Consider the following 19,878-nt stretch of genomic DNA (forward strand, 5'->3'; position numbering starts at 1 on the left):
GGTATTGACCCCATGACCGCCAAAAGTTTTTTGTTTATTTGTTAAAATTTAATTTTCTTCCTTTTTATGGAAATTCTTGGTATTGATGTTGGTGGGTCTGGTATTAAAGGTGCACTGGTAAACGCTGAAACTGGAGAAATGCTTACGGAAAGGTATCGCATTCCCACCCCAAGTTCAAGAAAGCCTGAAGATATGGCCAAGGTCATCGCTCAAATAGTTGACCACTTTAAATATAAAGGGCCTGTAGGATGTGGCTTTCCGACAATTGTGAAAAATGGAGTATGTCAATCGCCCGGAAACCTTCATCCGAGTTGGGTTGGTGTCAACATAGACGAATTGTTCACAAAAGCTACGGGCCACGAATTTACCGTATTGAACGATGCAGATGCAGCTGGTTATGCTTCCATGAACTACGGCGTTGGAAAAGGCAAAGAAGGTCTAATTATCATGATTACCATAGGCACAGGTCTTGGTAGCGGTGCTTTTTACAATGGCATATTGCTCCCTAATTTTGAATTGGGCCAAATACCCTTTAAGAAATACAAAAAAATTGAACACTACGCTGCTGCGTCCGCAAAAGAGAGAGAAGGTTTGACTTTTGAAAAATGGGGCAAACGATTCAACAAATTCTTAAAATTGGTGGAATTGATAATCTCTCCTGACTTAATTATCGTTGGTGGAGGAACCTCGAAAAGATGGCAGGAATTTAATCATCTTATTACTATTGAAACCGATGTGGTTAAAGCAGAATTAATGAACCATGCAGGTATTATAGGAGCAGCCGTTGCTTGCTTGCGCGAACAACACCATGGGCATTTGGATTAATGTATCCCTATCTGTCTTTCCTATCCATACAATAATATTTTTCATTAACATTCCTACTTTTTTAATGTTATTCCATACGGATGCTGAGCGCAGTCGAAGCATAATCTTGAATCAATTCTGCTTTCTCTCCGGATTACTGCCTTTGCAGTAATGACCATTCGTTGTGCTCGAGGTTTTTACCTACGCTCCAAAGAAACAATATAAGAATACTTATGCCATTCCGCACGGATGCTTCGACTGCGCTCAGCATCCTTTCAATATCCATCTCTCTAGATTACTCTCCGAAGGAAAGAATTTTAATCAGTCTTATTCCGTTTTCTATCAACTTCTTTTAAATGGATTTTACGAAGTCTAATGTGATGTGGCGTTACCTCAACATATTCATCCTTTTGGATGTACTCAAGCGCTTCTTCCAATGAAAATTTGATAGCAGGTACTATTTTGGCTTTGTCATCTGCACCGGCAGAACGTACATTTGATAATTTTTTGGTTTTGGTCACATTCACCGTCATATCATCTCCGCGTGAGTTTTCCCCTATTACTTGTCCTTCATAAATATCCTCGCCCGGATCAATAAAAAATTTACCTCTTTCTTGTAATTTATCAATAGAATAAGGAATTGCCGTTCCATTTTCCATAGAAACCAATGAACCATTTTGACGCTGCGCAATTTCTCCCTTCAAAGGTTGATATTCAAAAAAGCGGTGCGCCATTATAGCCTCACCCGCAGTAGCTGTCAATAATTGGTTTCGTAAGCCAATAATTCCACGGGAGGGAATCATGAATTCGCAAAGCATGCGAGACCCCTTGGCTTCCATGCTCGTCATTTCACCTTTACGGATAGATACCATTTCAACCGCCTTGCCTGAAACTTCTTCAGGTAGATCTATGGTCAAATGTTCTATAGGTTCGCATTTTACCCCATCTATTTTTTTAATGATTACCTGAGGTTGGCCAATTTGAAGTTCATAACCTTCTCTTCGCATGGTCTCAATCAAAACGGAAAGGTGCAATACACCACGTCCAAAAACCATGAATTTATCTGCACTATCGGTTTCTTCAACACGAAGTGCCAAATTTTTCTCCAATTCCTTCTCTAAGCGTTCTTTGATATGGCGCGAAGTAACGAACTTTCCATCTTTACCAAAAAATGGACTATCATTGATAGTGAAGAGCATACTCATGGTCGGCTCATCGATGGCAATGGTTTTTAGTTTTTCAGGATTTTCTAAATCCGCAACAGTGTCACCTATTTCAAAACCTTCCATGCCCACTATGGCACAGATATCGCCAGTTTTGACCTCTTGTACTTTTTGGCGGCCCAATCCTTCAAAAGTAAAAAGTTCCTTGATTTTTGATTTTACGATAGTTCCGTCACGTTTTACCAATGAAATCTGTTGACCTTCTTTTAACGATCCTCGCGTCAGCCTACCAATGGCAATACGTCCTGTAAATGATGAAAAGTCCAATGAGGTAATCAACATTTGGGTCGTACCTTCTTGTGGTTGGAACTCAGGTACGTGCTCAATGACCATATCCAACAGTGGCTCTATATTTTCAGTGGGCTCTTGCCAGTCTTCGCTCATCCAGTTTTGTTTGGCAGAACCATACACAGTGGGGAAGTCCAACTGCCATTCTTCTGCACCAAGCTCAAACATTAGATCAAAAACCTTCTCATGCACTTCTTCCGGCGTACAGTTTTCTTTATCGACCTTATTGATTACAACACAAGGTTTTAAACCTAAATCTATCGCTTTTTGCAAAACAAAGCGTGTTTGAGGCATTGGCCCTTCAAAAGCATCCACCAATAATAAAACACCATCTGCCATATTAAGTACACGCTCAACTTCACCACCAAAATCAGCGTGACCGGGAGTGTCGATAATATTAATTTTGGTGTCTTTATAGACTACGGAAACATTTTTAGACACGATGGTAATACCACGTTCTCGTTCAAGGTCATTATTGTCCAAAATCAAATCACCTTTGTTCTCGTTATCTCGAAACAATTGACAATGGTACATGATCTTATCGACCAATGTAGTTTTACCGTGGTCAACGTGGGCAATAATGGCAATATTCTTGATTTTGGACATAACCTGGATTTAAGCGCGCAAAGATACTGCGATTTCCCGGCTTATTTACCTAATGTCATGTTATTTTTATCTTATTGATTTTGAGGAAGTTTGATGACAAAAATTATCCGCCTATTTATCTCCCAGCACCCAACCAATACTAAAGCTGATCGTTGGTCCGAAACCATCATCATCGAAGAAGCTATCAAAATAATAACCAACACCAAATTCCAAATTAAAATTGAATCCTTTGGGATATGTTCTTTGAAAGCCATAAACGGGTCCCGCAAACCCAAAATATCCATCTCCAGAATCTAGATTCCCAATAATCACTTCCTCTAAAAAGAATGTCCCCGATACCGCTACATAATTTGCCGAGTTTCCATTAACACGCTTATTCTTTGACAAGCGTCTTTCAAAATTGTAATAGTACCTGTACTGGCCATTCAATGCTGGTATAAAAGCATAGCCTGCCGAATTTGCGCCAAATTGTAAACCCGCGCCAAAATCCAAAGTCTGGTTTTGGGCTATTCCAATCTCATATTCAAGACCAAGATTGATGATATTGATTTTGAATTGATGGCCTTCAACGTTATGTGTGGTTTGGGCATTAATTAGAAAATGAAATACCAATAGGAAAATCGTGATACTATATTTCATTGGATAAGGTTATTTGCTACGCTACCAACCCCTCAAAGATTAAGCCAAACCAAAGATTTATATTCTCAATTCTCTATTCGGCCCTTTTCATCTTCCAGTCCTGTTTTTCGATTTCTAGCTTTCTTGATTTCGCTTCGACCAAAATCATAGCTTAAACTAAAGGCGACCTGCCTACTATCGCTGCCGCCACTGCCATTAATAAACAGTTCGCCGAATTGTGTGGTACCGCGCCAGGGTACGGTATATAAAATATCATTGAACGCGAGGCGGGCGGTCAATTCCTCTTTAAAGTATTTTTTTTGAAAAGCAACGTTCAATGAGCCTAGCGCCTGTGTTTGATAGGTTCCGCCCCACACCGAGGGAGAACTGTACCAGCCAGAAATTTCCATACGGAGTTCTTTGGGCAAAGTAAATGTGTTTTGTGCATAAAAACTTAAAGTCTCTTGCTTTACAGGAAGAAATTCAGGGCTATTGGCTTTATAATTGCTGACATATGCATTAAGGCTCAGATAAAGATTCCACCACTTTTTTATATTCTTCGGATAGGAAACACCCAGATTGATAACCTCGTTATCGGCCACATTGAGCGTAGTTATGAAGTTTCGACCATTGGATTCCGCTACGGTAACCTGGGCAAAAAATTCGGAAACGTAACTATAGCTTATAGAAGTCGTTAAGCGATAATTGAAAGTATGCGATAATTTAAGGTTATCGGTATACTGGGGCTGAAGAAACGGATTGCCCTGTCTAAATGAAAGCTCATTGATTACATAGGCGAACGGATTCAGGGATTGATAATTAGGTCGCTGAATTCGCTTACTATAAGTCAATGCCAATTGATTTTTACGATTCATTTGGTACGTTAATCCACCAGAAGGAAAGAAATCGGTATAGTTCCGTTCTACCCTTGCATTATCACCTTCCTGCTGACTTTCGAGGTTTCCATCTGAAATTGTGTTTTCCACTCGGAGTCCAACTTGGAAGTTCCATTTGTTTTTTTTGTAGTTGTAATTGATGTATGCGGCATTTATCTGTTCTGTATATCGAAACACATTGCTTTGAGTGGGGTCGAAAACAGCTTCGTCATTTATTCCATTAAAAAAATCAAAGGTATTATCCGTATCCACATACGAAATTTTTACTCCCAGTCCCAAATCTCCTTTGAAGAGATTTTGTTCATAATCTGTTTTAAAGGTAACTATGGAAATATCTATTGGGGTATCTTGGCTCGTGGGATTTTGACGGATAATCGCAGTTTCTAAACCGTTAAAGTATATGTTCGGTTGCGAAGCGATCCTATCACTACCATATCTTCCATAATCCATATCGATATTTACTGCATAGCCCAAGGTATCTGCATAACGATAATTCAAATTTGCGTTCATATTATACGATGTATTTGATGATCTATTGTCCGAAACCAAAACACTGTCATTAGCCACGGCATTTAAAGGTCTGATCGGGGTTCTTGAATTGTTTTCACTGGAATTATTGTTAAAATTACCATCGAATATGGCGCCGAAAGTACTTTTTTCTGAAGCGTACAAATCATAGCCCAATTTAATATTATTGCTATTTCTATCGTAAACACTGTTTGTTCTAGCACCAAAACGAGTTCCTGACTGGTCGCGAATAAGGTTTAAAAAATTAGTGCTCTTTCCAAAGCGATTACTATAGGTGCCGTACAAATTTCCTCTTTTACCTCTAGCATTAAAATTGATACTATTGTTTTGCCTAACAAAATCGCCCACGGTCATACCGGATGTTATTGAACCGTTTACCCCTAAACTTTTGTCCTTTTTTAATTTTATATTGATAATTCCGGCATTGCCCGCAGCATCGTATTTTGAAGAAGGCTGTGTTATGATTTCGATTGCTTCAATGTCCGTCGCTTGTAAACTTTCCAAATAGTTGGTCAAGTCTTCTCCCTGAAGCACCGAAAGTCTTCCATCAATAAAAATCTGTACTCCGGATTTACCTTCCACTATAATACTTCCTCCATTATCAACAATGACTCCAGGGGCTTTGCGCAACAGCTCAAACGCTGAAGTTCCTGTTGCATTGATTGTATTTTCAACATTAAAAACAGTCTTGTCGGCCAAAACCTGGACCATAGGCTTTTCCGCAACTACGGTCACCTCATCCAAGTCCTCGGCTTGCTCTGCTAGGATTATTTCACCCAAATTGAGTGATTTACCATTGTAATCTATATTTTTAAGATAGTCCGCATAACCGATACTGGAAATTTTAAGATAGTACGTTTCGGTCAAAATATCCTTTAGAATAAAAGTCCCACTTTCAATAGTGGTGGTGGCCTTTACCAAGATTGAATCTGAAACCCTGTTCAAAGTCACCGCTGCATATGGAATAGGGTCCCCAAATTCAGTTTTTACGTCGCCAGATATGTTCTGGGCCTGCGAAAAGAACGATAGGGTAAGAAAACATACAAAAGTTAGGTTTTTCATTTCGGTTGTTTTGAATGGATATGCAAAATTTGGATTTTGTATACACTCGTAAAAGGAGAATCTGTCGAGTGTACCTATAAGCTGGCGAATGGACTCGCCCGTTCATCGGAATATAGGACCATTCAACTTTTTATATTTTTATCTCGCTAATAGTTTTTGCTATTTTCATAAAAATTAGGTGATGAACAAAAAAATAATCTGGGGGATAACACGGGGAGAACTTTTAATGGTTCTGTTGCTTTATATACTGTCCGCGTTTTGTTATCATTTTGTTGTTTGGGCGAGCATCCCAAATAAAACAAGTGAAGTCATGACACTTTTCGGCGTAACCGCTTTTATTGATGGCGGTGGTCTTCATTATGGAATATTCCTATTGTTCACCATACCTATTTGGTGGTCTATCTTTGTTTTTTTGAAGGGAACTGAAATTTGGAAACGCTTGTTGTTGCACATAATATTTCTTCCTATTTTTATTTTTGGTACCCGAGCGCTGTATTATACTATTGCAGAAACTTTCGGTTGGGGCCATCTTCAGGGTACGGGGCAAGTATGGGATCTTTATATTCCAGGGCTATTTTATCTTATTCAGTTCGGAATTTTCCATGCCTATGAACATTACAGGGAAAACCAGCGCAAATTGGTTCTGGAGGGGGAATTGCGGCAAGCAGCCCTAAAAAGCGAATTGGCTGCCATAAAAGCGCAATTGAACCCACATTTTCTTTATAATGTGTTCAATACTATAAATGCTTCCGTGCCTGCAGAAAATGAACGAACTAGGAATATGATTGCCCAGCTTTCAGATTTGTTCCGATATCAATTGCAAGCTTCAAAAAGCGATTTGGTCACTTTAAGGGAGGAACTCGATTTTGTAAAAAAATATCTGGAACTGGAAAAGGAGCGTTTTAAGGACCGACTTGATATAGAAATTAGAGTTTCCAATGATTTGATGGATGAAAAAATCCCGCCGATGTTACTGCAACCTTTGGTTGAAAATTCCGTAAAACATGGGCTGTCAAGTCTGATCGAGGGTGGCGCAATATCGCTATATATCTTTAAGGAAGCTGGAAAACTAAAGTTTGAAATATCCGATACCGGAGTTGGAATAAAAGATAAACTGGCAGTTTTTAATATGGGCGTAGGACTTTCAAATACAAGATTACGATTACAAAAAATGTATCAAAGTCAAATTGAACTGATGGATAATTCGCCAAAAGGACTCACCGTAAAATTCTCCATATGAAAAAAGTTATCATAGCCGATGACGAAGAAGCTGGGCGGTCTTTAATAAAAGAATACTTAAAAGATTATCCTGATCTTGTTTTGCTGGGTGAAGTGAACAATGGCGTGGACACCATAACAGAAATCAATCGGTTTAAACCGGATTTAATATTCTTGGATATTCAAATGCCGGGCAAAACAGGTTTTGAAGTCCTACCCTATCTAGAAGAGATACCACAAATAATCTTTTCAACCGCCTACGACCAATATGCGCTACAAGCATTTGAAGTACATGCGGTCGATTATTTGTTAAAACCCTATACCAAAGAACGCTTTGCAAAATCCATAGAACGATTAGAGAAAGGAGACATGGATGTTTCCGGATTGGCACAAAGCGTAATTATGGACAAAGAAGATTATCCTGAACGTGTCTTGGTGCAACAAAACAAAAAATTGATTACAATTGCCCTTGGTGATATTATCTGGGTAGAAGCCTATGGCGATTATTCCAAAATACACACAAGCGCTTCCATATTCTTGAGTAATTATGGCATTTCGGATTTAGAAAAAAAACTTAACCCAAAATTATTTCTTAGGGTACATCGTTCGTATATTATCAATCTTGATAAAGTCAAAGAACTTCACAAATACGGAAAAAGTTATGATGTAACCATGCAAAATGATGAAGTGGTGCGAGTAAGCAGGGGATATTTGGACGCTATAAAAAAAATTATGCTTTAATTATTTCAACGCCCAACACACCAACGCTTTTCACTTATAATCCATCCAATACTAAGATTGACAACAGGATGAATTCCTCCTCTAAAAGGGCCAATATAATACGCAGCACCAGCGTCAACAGAAAAACTTAAACCAGAATTATAGCTTCTTTGAAGACCATAAACCAATCCTCCATATCCATGTAGACCTTCTATAAGATTATTTTCAACAATTCTTTCTCCAGGGGAAAATAGTGCGATAGTTGGAGCTATATAATTTCCGGAATTACCATAAATCTGTCTACCTCTCCTATCACGCCCATTGAAATTGTGGTAGTATCGGTTTTGAACAGTTATAGCTGGGAAAAAATCGTAATTCTCCAAAGGTTTTATACTGGCAGGCTCTAAAGCTGCTTGCCAAGCAACCCTAAAATCCAACGTACTATTTACACCTAGTCCCATTTCATATTCCAGTCCAGGATTGAATAGATTGATTTTAATCTGTCGGATTTCACAATTTTTGCCGAATTGAGCAAAAATGTTTGCGCAACTGCACAAAATTATGAACAATAAAACTTTATGCATTGTAGGTTAATTTACTAGTACTATAACATATACTTTTTCAAAATAGTATTTTTACAAAAAGATTAGTCCATGCAATTAGAAGTGATTCCACAATTAAAATATACAAATAGCAATAATTTTTTTCTGCTGGCCGGACCTTGTGCCATTGAAGGTGAGGACATGGCATTAAGAATTGCTGAAAAGGTTGTTTCCATCACGGATAAATTACAGATTCCATACGTTTTTAAAGGAAGCTTTAAGAAAGCGAACAGAAGTCGAATTGACTCCTTTACAGGAATTGGAAACGAAAAAGCGCTGAAAATCTTGGGAAAGGTTTCCAAAACTTTCAAGGTACCGACGGTAACGGATATTCATGAGGTTTCGGATGCAACTATGGCCGCTGAGTATGTTGATGTACTGCAAATACCTGCGTTTTTGGTACGCCAAACCGATTTGGTAGTCGCTGCGGCCAAAACGGGGAAAGTGGTCAATTTGAAAAAAGGACAGTTTATGAGTCCAGAAAGTATGCAACATGCCGTTACTAAAGTGAAAGATTCAGGGAGTGACAATGCATGGATAACAGATCGTGGCACTATGTTCGGATACCAGGACATGATTGTCGATTTTAGGGGAATCCCGACCATGAAACAATATGCTCACGTGGTCTTGGATGTGACCCATTCCCTTCAACAGCCCAATCAATCCTCTGGAGTTACAGGTGGAAGACCCGCACTTATCGGAACCATGGCGAGGGCTGGAATCGCAGCGGGTGTTGATGGTCTCTTTATGGAAACGCATTTTGATCCTTCCAATGCTAAAAGCGATGGAGCCAATATGTTGGATTTAAGTTTACTTGAAAAACTATTGACGGATTTGGTAGCGCTTAGGGAAACGGTGAATGGTTTTGACTCGTGAGAATTAAGATGGCCTTTTACTTATCTCGCTTATAAAAACCCTTTTCCTTTAAAGAATATACCTCTTCCAAAACCTCAATAAGAATTTCATCATTGATTTCTTCCAAAGTTGCATACCGAAAAGACTTGACCACTTTTCGTTTTTCAGAAAACATAAGTTCAACGTGTTTGGTGAGATGGGCGGAATTCCAAAAAGCAATATCCACGAATTTACCTTTATAGGAAGCGTTCAGATAACAAATGGGGTGTTTGCCTGCATAAAAGCAGGGAATGCTCCATTTATATTTCATATCGACCTCAGGAACGACATATTCAATTATTGCCTTAAGGTGAAGCAATATACTACGGTAAGGCTCATCTCTACTCAGGATGTATTCTTCGGCAGGGTTCACAAATCAAAATAACATGATTTTGATCGAATAATTAAAAAAATCGTTTCACAATTCAAATTTTAATTTAACTTTGAAATTCAAAGTACTTTAAAATGGAATCAAAAAAATACTTGGAAGACATATCCCAAATCAAGGATTTAATGAACAGATCCTCCCGTTTTATATCACTGAGCGGGCTATCTGGAATATTGGCGGGCATCTACGCCATTACAGGTGCGGTTGTGGCTTATCTGTTTTTATTGCCAAAAAATAACGGATATGTAATTCTTCATAGTTGGAACTTTAGAATGCTCATTGCAATCTTAATTGCCGTTGCAGTTCTTAGTTTTGTTTCCGCCTACCTACTCACGACCAAAAAAGCGAAAAAAAACGATGAGAAAATTTGGGATGCTACCACTAAAAGACTCTTGGTAAGTTTTCTTGTACCCTTAATAACAGGCGGTATCTATATTCTAATAAAATTGAATAGCCAACATTATGGACTAACGGCTTCACTCATGTTGATCTTTTATGGGCTTGCTTTGGTAAACGCTTCAAAATATACTATTGGTAAGGTAAAGTACTTAGGTTACTCAGAAATAGTTCTCGGATTGTTGTGCGCTGCTTTCCCAGGCTACGGATTTTGGTTCTGGGTTCTGGGTTTTGGTGTTTTGCATATTATTTATGGTAGTTTAATGTATCTAAAAGAGGCCAAAGCTTAACATGGGGCTCATAGACAACATAAACAAATTATTTGACCATCGCATTCGGCTGGGCATCATGTCCATTCTTATGGTGAACGAAGAAGTTGATTTTAATCGGCTAAAAGAACTGTTGAACGTCACCGACGGTAATCTCGCGAGCCATACCAAAACCCTTGAAAAAGCTGAATATATTAAAATTGAAAAATCTTTTATAGGAAAAAAGCCCAATACACGATATGCCGCTACCCCATTGGGAAAGTTATCGTTCAAAAAACATATTGAAGCCTTGGAAAATATCATTAAGAATCAAAACTAAATTTTTTTATCAATCCACTTTGAAATGCAAAGTACTTTAAAATTATAATTATGACATCACAGAAGCAAAAAATTGGAAACTGGCTAAAAAATTCGATTACAGCCAAAATGATTACCGTTGGTTTTTTAATTCTAATACTATTGATTCCCTTAAGTTTCGTTGGCGATTTGATACGCGAAAGAGGGTATCGACAATCAGAAGTAATTGAGGAAATCAATACAAAATGGGGTAAGGAAGTTGTGATCTACGGTCCTATTCTAAAAGTTCCCTATCAAACCTATATTGAAGAGAAAGTATTTGATGAGGAGACCAAAACATTTCTGAAGACCCTAAAAGCGCAAAAAAATAACGCGTATTTTTTTCCCGGGGAACTCAATATAGATTCCAAAGTAAAAACACAGCCTTTGGAACGAGGCATCTATGAATCCGTGGTATATACGGCAATGCTGAAAATGGACGGAAAATTCATCAATCCTGATTTTTCCAGAAAGGAAATAAGTAAGGAAGATATTCTCTGGGACAAGGCTACCTTGCTTTTTAAAACAAGTAACCTAAAAGGAATACGAAATACCATCCAGGTTAAATTAGGGGAAGAAGCCTATGATTTAAAGCCCAAGTTCGACAATTCCTTTATGAATACGTTGGAGTCGGGTTTTTTAAAAAATCTAGATGAACCACAAAATCAATCTTTGGTTTTTAAGTCAAGTCTGGAAGTCAACGGAAGCCATAACCTACAGTTTGTCCCCATTGGAAGAGAGACGCAGGTCTTCATGAAATCCAACTGGCATTCCCCAAGCTTCAATGGCAATTTCTTGCCCGATACCGAAGGGAAAAAGATTTCCCCAGATGGTTTTGAGGCCAAATGGAAGGTTTTGGAAACCAATCGTAGGTTTGGACAATCTTTTTTCGATACATTACCGGACTTATCACAGTTTTCTTTTGGAACCGCATTCTTGGTTCCCGTGGACGATTACCAAAAAACATCGCGCACCAGTAAATATGGCCTTATGATCATAGGACTGACGTTATTGGTGTTTCTTCTGATCCAGATCAGCAGTAAAATTGGCATTCATCCTTTTCAATATTTGATGATAGGTTTGGCCTTGGTCATGTTCTACACATTATTGATTTCAATTTCAGAACATAAAAACTACCTTTTTGCATATCTGGTCTCAGCTACGGCTGTGGTATCCTTGATAACTTTATATTCTAGGTCCATCTTAAAAAATCTGAAGTTTACCCTTTTGATATTCGGGTCCATGTTCAGTCTCTATACATTCATATTCGTTATTATCCAATTAGAGGATTATGCATTATTGGTAGGGAGTATTGGATTATTCATCATTTTGGGAATCATCATGTTTACTTCACGAAAAATAGACTGGACAAGTACCCAACAAGTTGACTAAAAATCCATACGCACTGTTCCAATATATTGGAACAGTGCATTTTAATTATCATATATCTTTATCATGGGTAGAATTCTATTATTTACGTTTGTCCACTATAAAAGCTTATTGCTTTCTTTAGTGTTTGCCATAGCATTGGTAGCTATAAGAGTTGTAATGACAGGTTCTCTTTTTTATACATTTTTAATCTGGAACTTATTTTTGGCCGTGTTGCCCTATCTTTTAACCCAAACCGTGTTTTGGTATTCCTATGGAAGAATCAATACGTTTTTCCGTTTAGCATTGTTTGTCGTATGGTTGGTGCTCCTTCCAAATGCTCCCTACATTATTACGGACTTGATACACTTGCAAAGTCAATATTCTTTTTGGAAATGGCTCGACCTTTTCATTGTTTTTGTTTTTGCCTTTAATGGGCTGTTGTTCGGAATATTATCCTTAAACGATGTACTTGGCTTTTTACAATATCATTTTAGGGAAAAATGGGCGCTGTTCATCATCTTTTGCATTTGTTTGTTGAGTGGGTACGGTATTTATTTGGGTAGATTTCTTCGTTTTAATTCTTGGGATATTCTATTTAGACCACAATTGCTGACGGAAGCGATTTTACATAGTTTAATGGAAACCAGGGCTTGGCTGATGACATTGGCTTTTGGTTTGTTCTTTTGGATGGTCTTTACGATGCTTCGCTGGGTAAAAGAAAAAAATCAGGTTCTGTATTGAAGCCTTTTCTATTTATGATAAAAGTTAAAACAAGAATTTAAGCTACCGAAAACAATGCCGAACCGTTTATCTCGTTGTCAAAGTCGGTTTTTATCTTTTCTATGTAGTCGTGAGGAGTTTTTTCCGAAATCCAGACCCATTGGTTTTTAATATCGACATCAAAATAGAAGCAGGAAAAATCGTCAAGGTGTTCGCTATCCAATCGGGACAATAGAAATTTGGTGATTCTAGGCCGTAATCGATACTCCAAATCGATACAGGTTTTCTTTATGGTAGGATTGGCATCTCCTGAAATTACCCAGTTGAATTTCACTGAATTGGTTGTTTTAGGAACTCCCAAGATAGCAAAAAATAGCAATTGAATGATGAATTGTTGATACTCTTCGATTAAACGCCCCTATTCCAGTCCATCAACATAATCCTGCAGATAACCGTAGCGTTCGGTTAGCTTCCCGTTTTTGGTCATGCGGGCGCGTTCCAGGATTCCATCCGCATCATCATTAAAAAAGGCTGGAATCACATGTTTGGAAAATGCCTCTCCAAAACCGTTGCTAGCATCCCTTGGCAACTCACAGGGTAGATTATCCACTGCCATTACCGCTATGGCCTTGTCGTTTTTGAAATCGGTCACGGATTCGGTTTGCGGGTCATACCCATAAATTGGGTCGGCAATTGTTGAAGGTTTTATTGTGGAAGCTACGGGACCGTCTATGTCACAACTCACATCCGCGACCACCTTTATCTTAAAATCGGGATGTTTCGCATCTTCCCTGGTGTACAGATAGGGGGCTCCATCCCCATAGAAATGCCCTGCAATATAAAAATCCGTTACTTCGGCAAAGCGAAAGAAATCTGATTTGTATTCTTCTGGATTTTCAAAAAAATCGGTCTTGTTGCCACGAACGCCATCTTTACGTTTGTTGTATTCCGATGCATCTATTTGACAGTAAACAGGCTCCTGAAAAGTCTCCTTTAAATATTCCGCTACGTTCACCTTTCGTATTCTCATCGCATCCAATATCTCACGCGCACCATTACCTACCCTGCCCCTACCCGTCAATAAAATTTTGATGTTGGGCAAACCCACATTTTTTAATTCGGAAATTAACGCTTGCAAGTCTTTTAATGTTTCCGCTTTCGGAAGGTTGAACATATCAAATTTTAGTCCGTAGGTACGTACCCCATTATAAGCACCTACAATACCTGCATAACGACCAAAAGCAACCAAGCGTTGCCCCTTGCTATTTGTGATTACCTCATGATCGTACAGCTCAATGTTTCTTTCCAATACCGCCCTGAGCAGATCACGGTTATATGGTTGCTTTTTAATGGTGTGCGAAAAGAAGAAATATTTCTTGTTGGGAATAAGTGAATCGATAGGCACTTCTTTAACCCCGAGCAGTACATCACAATCTTGAACATTCTGAGAAACGGGAATGCCTATTGCTTCGTATTCGTTATTCTTAAACACACGAATTGGCGAGGATTCCACCTTTATTTGTGCTTGAGGGAATTGCGAAAGGACATTTTGACACTCTTTCGGTGACAGCACTACTCTTCTATCGGGCGGGTTTTTGCGTTCCCTAATGATTCCGAACTTCATATGATTCTGGTATAATTATTGTCCTAAAATAAGGGTATTGGGAAGGGGGCACAAACTTTTTTACGGTTTGCTTGATAAAAGTTACCTTTGCCGCCGGTTCCATACTTTTCGACCATGCTCTATGGAGTATGGGTTTGCGTTAGGGATAGAGGCAGGTACCTCGTACGGCCGATAGCCCGACCCGAGCATTTTAGCGAGGGGAACGCCCAAAATAGTATACTGCCACGAATAGGCAGACCCTGAAACAGGTTTAAGGGTATAGTTCTTTGAAAAAACAATGGGATGAATAGGTCCTTCGACTACGCATAGGACATAATTCGTTTACGGTAAGCAAAGCTTACCTAACTCATTATGGGGCCGACCGGTTTTGACAGCGAGACCAATGGCAATGTAAGCATGTCGAGCGCTGGGATACAGCTCGTTAATCTCATATTTCACACTTTTAATTGGCGATAATAATTACGCTCTTGCCGCATAATCTGAATTATAGTAGGATTTGCCTCGTCGCTACAAGGTAGCGAAGCGAGATGTTCCTGGGTAGCCCTTGTTGATGGCGACCCATTTAGGAGCACCAGAAAAGTCAACATAAGGGTATGGTTCGCTTTGGCAATACCACTAAAACTTTAAGAAGCTAAGTGCACGATAGGCGGTCTTTGGTCGGTCGTGCATCGAAAACCAAACAAAGTCTAAGCATGTAGAAAGCATTGTAATTGCTTGTTTGGACGAGGGTTCGAATCCCTCCGGCTCCACTTTTTAGGTATCAAAACGATACAAAATCCTGTAAACATCTGATTTACAGGATTTTTTTATTTTATCTAGTTTCATTTAATACCAAATAATGGCATTTTATAAGTCACCAAATCGACACCTATTTTAAAAATAAAAAGTGGTGTCGATTTCTTTGTAATTTATTCTTTTTTAGATAATTACAAATTTATATAATTTCTTTTTTATATCTTTATCAGGTGTAAATCGACACCTAAAAAACGATGAATTCATTTTCAACCCTCTTTTACCTTAAGGATGAGCGTCGTGACAAAAATGGAAAAGCGGGCTTATACCTAAGAATTACGGTACATGGGCGACGAACGTCCATTAGTTTGAACCGAAAGATTGATCCGTCCAAATGGGATTCCCGGATGAATAAATTGAAGGGGAAAGGTGTTGAAGCGGAAGAATTAAATCGGTTTATGACTACCATTCGTCATAAGGTAAACAAGATTCAGCATCAGCTTATTGAAGAGGGCGACCCTTTTACGGTTCACGATGTTAAGGACCGATACCTTGGAAAGGACAAGAAATACAAAATGTTGCTGGAGCTCTTTGAGGAACATAACCAACAAATGGAAAAACTGGTGGGTATTGAATTTGCGTTGGGTACCTGGAAGCGATATCATACCACCAAAAGCCATGTTACGGAATATTTGAATACAGAGTATCGTAAAAAGGACATTCCAGTAAAGGATGTGGATTTGAAATTCATCAAGGGTTTTGAGTACTTTCTAAAAGTCACCAAAGCCTGTAACCACAACTCGGCCCTTAAGTATGTCAACAACTTTAAAAAGATTGTTCGGATTGCAGTGGCCAATGATTGGATTGCGAAAGATCCTTTCTACAATTACAAAGTGCAATTTAAGACAGTGGAGCGCGAGTTTTTGAACAAAGAAGAGTTACAAAAGCTCATTGATAAAAAAATAGACGGGGAACGGTTAGGCATCGTGCGGGATATGTTTGTGCTCTGCTGTTTTACGGGTTTGGCCTATGTGGATATTCAAACCTTGACTCCGGATGAAATCTATCAAAACGAAGAAGGAGGGTACTATATTAAATCCAAACGTTCTAAAACTGATACGGGCTTTACTATTCCACTGTTACCAACAGCAGTGGCCATTATTGAGAAATACAAAAGTCATCCGAAAGTAGTCAACAAGAACTGTGTGATTCCCGTGCTAAGCAACCAAAAATCAAATGCCTATCTGAAGGAAATAGCAGATCGGTGCGATATCAAAAAGAATCTTACCACCCATTTGGCCCGTCATACCTTTGCCACTACAGTAACTTTGACCAACGGAGTACCTATTGAAACTGTTGGAAAAATGCTTGGTCATAAGAATTTGCGGACTACGCAGCACTATGCTAAGATTATTGATTCAAAAGTGGAGGAGGATATGGCAATTTTAAAGGAAAAGTTGGCGGGAATGTAGCTTTTATTTGATGGTCATGACTTAAATAACAATAACATCTTCCATAGTTATATACCAGCAAGTTATCGTAGCAATTTAAAAACATATAGTCCAAAATAATAGGACTACAAATTCAAGAAGTCATAGGTAGTGAATCCATTCTGGAATTATATCGCGGATCGGGAATGTATGCCATACGTTCCTGCTTGGCAACTTCAATACTCAAAAAACCAAACTCTGACACTACTTTACCTGTAATTCGATAAATACCTTTACCTCTAAATGGATAACTCTTGGCCACAGGTGGAAAATGCACAGTATCAATCCATTCCCCTGCTTGATCCAAGAATGTACCAAAATACATCGCATCTCCTTTATGGGTAGATGTATTCTTTGCAGTTACCAAATAGCCATAAATCATCACCTCTTTATCTAAATGTGAAGCTAAATTCATACTGAGCAACTTATTGGTTGGAGGTTTTTCCAATAATAAAAATGGGTCGCAAAGCGTGAACTTAAGTAATTCCATTTGGTCAAAGGCATTCTCCAAATCAGTGACAGTAAATTTAGGTAGGGTGAAATGCCTATGCTGCACTTTGAATAGAGGTTGTTGTTCTCTATGGACGGTCATATTGTTATATGCATAATGTGCCTGCCATAACAAACTGCGCTTTTCTTTTCCAAGACATTTAAATGTATCAATACGTATCAGAATGTCAAGTTGTTCAATTCCCAACGGCACCCGTTCAATAAAGTCCTCAAGCGAGTGAAATTTGCCATTGACCCTAACCTCAACAATAGCTATCATGGTTCTTTTCTCAAGCCCCTGTAAATGCTGAAACCCCAAGAAAATATCTTTTCCTTTGATGATTGTTTCAATAGCGCTGCGATTGATACAGGGCGGATGAATGCGTGCACCGTGTTTTCTTGCTTCATGTATATAGGTCTCGACACGGTAGAAACCTCCTCCGTTATTAATCGTAGCCACCATATACTCCATTGGATAGTAGCATTTCAGGAACATACTCTGATAGGATTCCACAGCATATGAGGCTGAATGTCCCTTGGCAAAGGCATAGCCCGCAAAGCTTTCTATCTGTCTCCAAACCTCAAAAATAACCTCGTCCGTTTCTCCCCTTTCCCTACAATTGGAAATGAACTTGGCCTTGACCGCTTGGAACTCTTCACGGGAACGGTATTTGCCACTCATACCCCTACGTAATACATCCGCTTCACCAAGGTCAAGTCCTGCAAAATAGTGGGCCACCTTGATTACATCTTCTTGATAGACCATGACCCCATAGGTGTCGGGCATAATATCCCACATGACGGGATGGGCCTGTTTTCTACGCCCAGCGTTTTTATGGCGTAAGATATATTCGCGCATCATTCCGCTCTTTGCCACTCCCGGACGAATAATGGAACTTGCCGCTACCAAGGCGAGGTAATTGTTCACTCCCAATTTCTTTAAGAGCATCCGCATGGCAGGCGATTCTACATAAAAGCACCCAATACATTCCGCACGTTCTATCATTGCATTGATATTCGGGTCTTTAAAAAGCGGTTTGGCATTATGGATGTCGGGCAATGTTACATTTGGATAGTTCTGCTCCACAATGGCCAATGCGTCCTTGATCTTGCCCAGACCCCGTTGTCCTAAAATATCGAATTTGTAGAGTCCTACATCCTCGGCAGTGTGCATATCGAATTGCACAGTCGGAAAACCTTTTGGTGGTAAATGTGTAGCAGAGAAATAATGTATGGGGCTATCAGAAATCAAGATTCCTGCAGCATGTATGCTCAAGTAGTTGGGACGACCGCGTAGATACGAAGCATATCTGAGAACCAGCTTTGCTATATCATCCAATGCATTCGGGTTGAACCTCCCATCACTCAATCTGTCAATCTCATGCTTGGGAAGACCAAAGACCTTTCCCAATTCTCGCACCGCGCCACTATGTTTGAAGGTTACATATGCCCCAAGTAGAGCAGCTTGTCCTTGGTTTCCAAATTCTTCAAATATGAAGCGTGTTACATCTTCCCTGTCCCAAGTAGAAAAATCAATATCGAAATCCGGGGGACTGGAACGATAGAGGTTCATAAAACGCTCAAAGTACAAATCCAGTTCAATGGGATCCACATCGGTAATCCCCAACAGATAGGCCACAATGCTGTTTGCCCCACTACCCCTCCCCACATGGTAATACCCCTGCGATTTGGCATATTCAACAATCTTCCAATTGATCAGAAAGAAACTGACAAAACCCTGTTTTCTTATCAATGATAATTCTTTATGAAGTCGTTTGCGTATGGTTTCGCCTACCACTTCATATCGTTTGGGCAATGCCGCTTCACATAAGTTGATAAGCGTTTCACAATCCTCGGAACTGTTTCCAAAGACCGTTTTCAGGTTCTGGTTCTGTCGTTCTTTGGAAAAATCAAAATGGATACCACAGGAGCCCAACACCTGTCCCGTGTTATTCAATATATGCGGGTGTTCCGCAAAAACCTGTTCGATAGTTGTCAAGGGAACCATTTTATCGTCAAGGTTCCCTTGTTGGGATTTGGGCAACTTACTCAATAGCATGTTGGTATCTATCGCCCGTAACAACCGATGGGTATTGAAATCCCGTTTGTTCCTAAAACTTATCGTATGCAAAAAGACCAATTTCTCCCTGTATTTGGACAGCTTGGAAAAGCGTAACTTGTTGATATCCCTAATTCCAACTCCTATATATTCCTGCTCACCAAAATAGTATTTGTCCAGTTCCAGTAAACGCTCATAAGGATATATGACAATACCGTGGGCAAAAGACGGGGCCACATCAGGAAAGTCCGAACCGTCGTGCAAATGTTTTGACAGAAAACTATTAAGCTCCAAAAATCCCTCATTGTTTTTTGCCAAGCACACGTAGAGTTGTTTTGCTGAATTACGGAAATCAATTCCCACAACTGGGGTAATACCAAATTCCGGAGCACGCCTAATGAAGTTCAAACAAGCAGAGGTGTTATTGATATCCGTCAATGCAAAACGTTCACATCCCTGCTCTTTGGCCATCGCCAACAGTTCCACTTCTGAGATGGTGCCGTAGCGCAAACTGTAGTATGAATGGTTGTTCAGGTACACGATTC

The 19,878-nt window shown here is 39.3% G+C and carries 17 protein-coding genes and 1 other RNA gene; 10 read left to right on the forward strand and 8 right to left on the reverse strand.

Annotation, left to right across the window (positions count from 1 at the left end):
- Positions 1–66: 66 nt before the first annotated feature.
- Positions 67–825, forward strand: coding sequence for a polyphosphate--glucose phosphotransferase (ppgK, locus tag HME9304_RS02825; RefSeq protein ID WP_112377149.1), 759 nt, complete (start codon positions 67–69; stop codon positions 823–825).
- Positions 826–1,121: 296 nt separating this feature from the next.
- Here the strand turns inward: ppgK and typA are convergent, their stop codons facing one another.
- The 3 genes from typA to HME9304_RS02840 all read right to left on the reverse strand — a co-directional run bounded on the left by typA (position 1,122) and on the right by HME9304_RS02840 (position 6,025).
- Positions 1,122–2,921 (reverse strand): translational GTPase TypA, encoded by a 1,800-nt coding sequence (gene typA / locus HME9304_RS02830; RefSeq protein ID WP_112377150.1) that lies wholly within the window; start codon positions 2,919–2,921, stop codon positions 1,122–1,124.
- 111 nt (positions 2,922–3,032) lie between these two features.
- A complete protein-coding gene (locus HME9304_RS02835; RefSeq protein WP_112377151.1) occupies positions 3,033–3,560 on the reverse strand; it encodes a DUF3575 domain-containing protein in 528 nt (175 codons plus the stop codon).
- Between the two features lie 65 nt (positions 3,561–3,625).
- Positions 3,626–6,025, reverse strand: coding sequence for a TonB-dependent receptor (locus tag HME9304_RS02840; RefSeq protein WP_112377152.1), 2,400 nt, complete (start codon positions 6,023–6,025; stop codon positions 3,626–3,628).
- Positions 6,026–6,206: 181 nt separating this feature from the next.
- On the opposite strand from HME9304_RS02840, the gene HME9304_RS02845 reads away from it, so the two are divergent.
- Together HME9304_RS02845 and HME9304_RS02850 are read left to right on the forward strand one after the other, a co-directional pair.
- Complete coding sequence (locus tag HME9304_RS02845) at positions 6,207–7,265, forward strand: sensor histidine kinase (RefSeq protein WP_112377153.1); 1,059 nt, start codon at positions 6,207–6,209, stop codon at positions 7,263–7,265.
- Positions 7,262–7,984 carry a LytR/AlgR family response regulator transcription factor gene (locus HME9304_RS02850; RefSeq protein WP_112377154.1) on the forward strand — a complete coding sequence of 241 codons (723 nt, stop codon included), beginning with the start codon at positions 7,262–7,264 and terminating at the stop codon, positions 7,982–7,984. Before HME9304_RS02845 ends, HME9304_RS02850 begins: the two co-directional genes overlap by 4 nt.
- Positions 7,985–7,989: 5 nt before the next feature.
- Here HME9304_RS02850 and HME9304_RS02855 read toward each other — a convergent pair whose 3' ends face one another.
- Complete coding sequence (locus HME9304_RS02855) at positions 7,990–8,547, reverse strand: hypothetical protein (RefSeq protein ID WP_112377155.1); 558 nt, start codon at positions 8,545–8,547, stop codon at positions 7,990–7,992.
- Positions 8,548–8,616: 69 nt separating this feature from the next.
- Here HME9304_RS02855 and kdsA point away from each other — a divergent pair, with 69 nt between their 5' ends.
- The gene (gene kdsA, locus HME9304_RS02860) at positions 8,617–9,441 is read left to right on the forward strand and encodes a 3-deoxy-8-phosphooctulonate synthase (RefSeq protein WP_112377156.1); all 825 of its coding nucleotides are present in this window, start codon (positions 8,617–8,619) and stop codon (positions 9,439–9,441) included.
- Between the two features lie 16 nt (positions 9,442–9,457).
- On the opposite strand, the gene HME9304_RS02865 is transcribed toward kdsA, so the two are convergent.
- On the reverse strand, positions 9,458–9,832 hold the full coding sequence (locus HME9304_RS02865) for a DUF1801 domain-containing protein (RefSeq protein ID WP_112377157.1): 375 nt from the start codon (positions 9,830–9,832) through the stop codon (positions 9,458–9,460).
- A gap of 92 nt (positions 9,833–9,924) precedes the next feature.
- Here HME9304_RS02865 and HME9304_RS02870 point away from each other — a divergent pair, with 92 nt between their 5' ends.
- The 4 genes from HME9304_RS02870 to HME9304_RS02885 all read left to right on the forward strand — a co-directional run bounded on the left by HME9304_RS02870 (position 9,925) and on the right by HME9304_RS02885 (position 12,960).
- Complete coding sequence (locus tag HME9304_RS02870; protein ID WP_112377158.1) at positions 9,925–10,533, forward strand: hypothetical protein; 609 nt, start codon at positions 9,925–9,927, stop codon at positions 10,531–10,533.
- Between the two features lies 1 nt (position 10,534).
- Positions 10,535–10,831, forward strand: a complete 297-nt coding sequence (locus HME9304_RS02875) for a winged helix-turn-helix domain-containing protein (protein WP_112377159.1) — start codon at positions 10,535–10,537, stop codon at positions 10,829–10,831.
- A 50-nt stretch (positions 10,832–10,881) separates the two neighbouring features.
- A complete protein-coding gene (creD, locus tag HME9304_RS02880; RefSeq protein WP_112377160.1) occupies positions 10,882–12,240 on the forward strand; it encodes a cell envelope integrity protein CreD in 1,359 nt (452 codons plus the stop codon).
- A 63-nt stretch (positions 12,241–12,303) separates the two neighbouring features.
- Positions 12,304–12,960: a DUF1361 domain-containing protein gene (locus HME9304_RS02885; protein ID WP_112377161.1), complete on the forward strand. Its 657-nt coding sequence runs from the start codon at positions 12,304–12,306 to the stop codon at positions 12,958–12,960.
- Positions 12,961–12,997: 37 nt separating this feature from the next.
- Here the strand turns inward: HME9304_RS02885 and HME9304_RS02890 are convergent, their stop codons facing one another.
- Together HME9304_RS02890 and HME9304_RS02895 are read right to left on the reverse strand one after the other, a co-directional pair.
- On the reverse strand, positions 12,998–13,273 hold the full coding sequence (locus HME9304_RS02890; RefSeq protein ID WP_123877326.1) for a hypothetical protein: 276 nt from the start codon (positions 13,271–13,273) through the stop codon (positions 12,998–13,000).
- An 84-nt stretch (positions 13,274–13,357) separates the two neighbouring features.
- Positions 13,358–14,563, reverse strand: coding sequence for an NAD(P)-dependent oxidoreductase (locus HME9304_RS02895; RefSeq protein ID WP_112377163.1), 1,206 nt, complete (start codon positions 14,561–14,563; stop codon positions 13,358–13,360).
- 353 nt (positions 14,564–14,916) lie between these two features.
- Between HME9304_RS02895 and ssrA the strand changes: the two genes are divergently transcribed.
- Positions 14,917–15,315, forward strand: a transfer-messenger RNA (tmRNA) gene (gene ssrA / locus HME9304_RS02900).
- Between the two features lie 237 nt (positions 15,316–15,552).
- Positions 15,553–16,767, forward strand: coding sequence for a site-specific integrase (locus HME9304_RS02905; protein ID WP_112377164.1), 1,215 nt, complete (start codon positions 15,553–15,555; stop codon positions 16,765–16,767).
- 112 nt (positions 16,768–16,879) lie between these two features.
- On the opposite strand, the gene HME9304_RS02910 is transcribed toward HME9304_RS02905, so the two are convergent.
- The gene (locus HME9304_RS02910) at positions 16,880–19,873 is read right to left on the reverse strand and encodes a DNA polymerase III subunit alpha (protein ID WP_112377165.1); all 2,994 of its coding nucleotides are present in this window, start codon (positions 19,871–19,873) and stop codon (positions 16,880–16,882) included.
- Positions 19,874–19,878: the final 5 nt, after the last annotated feature.

Source organism: Flagellimonas maritima (assembly GCF_003269425.1).
GTDB lineage: Bacteria > Bacteroidota > Bacteroidia > Flavobacteriales > Flavobacteriaceae > Flagellimonas > Flagellimonas maritima.